Here is a 1,650-nt window from a genome sequence, read left to right as displayed (position 1 = left end):
TACATCAGTTTGCGGCGGCGTGTCACCTCAATATCCAGATCGGTGATCTTCTTTCGCAAAGTATTCCGGTTGATCCCCAGCAATTCGGCGCATTTCGCCTGGTTGCCGCCGGTTGCCGTCAGCGCGATTTCGATCAGCGGCGTCTCTACTTCGCGCAGCAGCCGCATATAGAGACCCGGCGGCGGCAGCAAGTCGCCATGCAAATCGAAATAGCGCTGCAGATGGCGGGCCACGGACTCAGATAGCTTTTCATTGGCAAGACCTGCCACCGCAGGCTCCGGCCCGCTCTGCGGCCCCAGCACAGCGGCCGCATCGGACTCGCTGATTTCCTCATTGCGGGCCGTCAGCGCCAGCCGCCGGACGGTGTTTTCCAGCTGGCGGACGTTGCCGGGCCAACCGAAATGGCGCAGCGCTTCGCGGGCGCCCTCACTCAGCTCGCGGTGCGGTGCGCCTTCGTTCTCAGCCCGGATCAGGAAATGCTCGGCCAGCAGCGGAATATCCTCCACCCGTTCCCGCAGCGCCGGCACTTGCAGCGCGGTACCGCAGATCCGGTAGTAGAGATCCTGGCGCAGCTCCCCGTCTTCCATCGCCGCGGCCAGGTCTTTCTGACTGGACGCGATGAAGCGCGGGGCATGGTCGCCCGGTGTGTCCATCATCCGCACCAGCCGGGCCTGCGCTTCTTCCGGCAGGTCCGCCAATTCGTCAACCACCAGCGAGCCGCCCTTGGCCTGGGCCAGCAGCCGCGCCGGGCCTTCCAGGTCGATCAATGCCGCGGCATCAGCGTGGATAAAGGGCAAAGTCCGCCGGTCTGAAAAGTCATGAATAGCCTGCGCAATCAGGGATTTACCTGTGCCGCTTTCGCCGGTGATCAACAACGGCAGTTCCGTGTTCATCACTCTGGCGATCAGCCGGTACAGTGCCTGCATCACCTCGCTGCGGCCAATCAGCGGCAGCTCTTCCGGATGATCTGGCGCTTCGGTCTTTGCGGTGGCAGGCGCCACCCGCTTGGCCGCCAGTGCTTTGGCCGTGCGCTTCATCAGCTCGGGCAGGTCAAAAGGTTTCGGCAGATAGTCGTAGGCTTCTGCTTCCTCCGCCTTGATCGCAGTCATGATGGTATTCTGCGCCGAGATCACGATCACCGGCAGACCGGGCCGGTCGGCCTGGATCTTGGGCAGCATCTCCAGCCCGTTTCCGTCCGGCATCATCACGTCTGAAATGACGGCATCGCCTTTCCCCTCGGCCACCCAGCGCATCAGCGTGGTCAGCGAAGAGGTCGCATGCACTTTGCAGCCCGCGCGCGTCAGCGCCTGGGTCAGTACGGTGCGGATGGTGCGGTCGTCATCTGCGACCAGAACGGTGCCGTCCATGGATCAGCTCTCCTGCGGTTTTGCGTCACGCGGCACGCGCGACAGCGACAGCCGGAACAGCGTGCGCCCGGGAACCGAGCTTACGGATATCCAGCCATTATGCTCCGAGAGGATCTTGCTCACCAACGCAAGCCCCAGCCCGGTGCCATTCTCCCGGCCCGATACAAACGGGTCGAATATGTCATCCTTGATTTTTTCCGGCAGCCCCGGCCCGTCGTCGCAGATTTCAATTTGCAGCGGCAGAAGCTTACCTGTTCCATCACTGCGCCGCAGCCGGAAGGAA

Annotated in this window: 2 protein-coding genes; both read right to left on the bottom strand. The window is 62.8% G+C overall.

What is annotated here, in order from left to right; all coding sequences use genetic code 11:
- Positions 1-1,367 (bottom strand): response regulator (locus A2I95_RS36245; protein ID WP_291737349.1); only part of this gene is annotated, 1,367 nt, incomplete at its 3' end.
- Between the two features lie 3 nt (positions 1,368-1,370).
- Positions 1,371-1,650, bottom strand: a 280-nt coding sequence (locus A2I95_RS36240) for an ATP-binding protein (protein ID WP_291737348.1), incomplete at its 5' end; no start/stop codon positions are given.

This window comes from Leisingera sp. F5, assembly GCF_001593695.1.
Note: the sequence above shows the minus strand (reverse complement) of the source record. Positions and strands in the feature narration are given on the sequence as shown.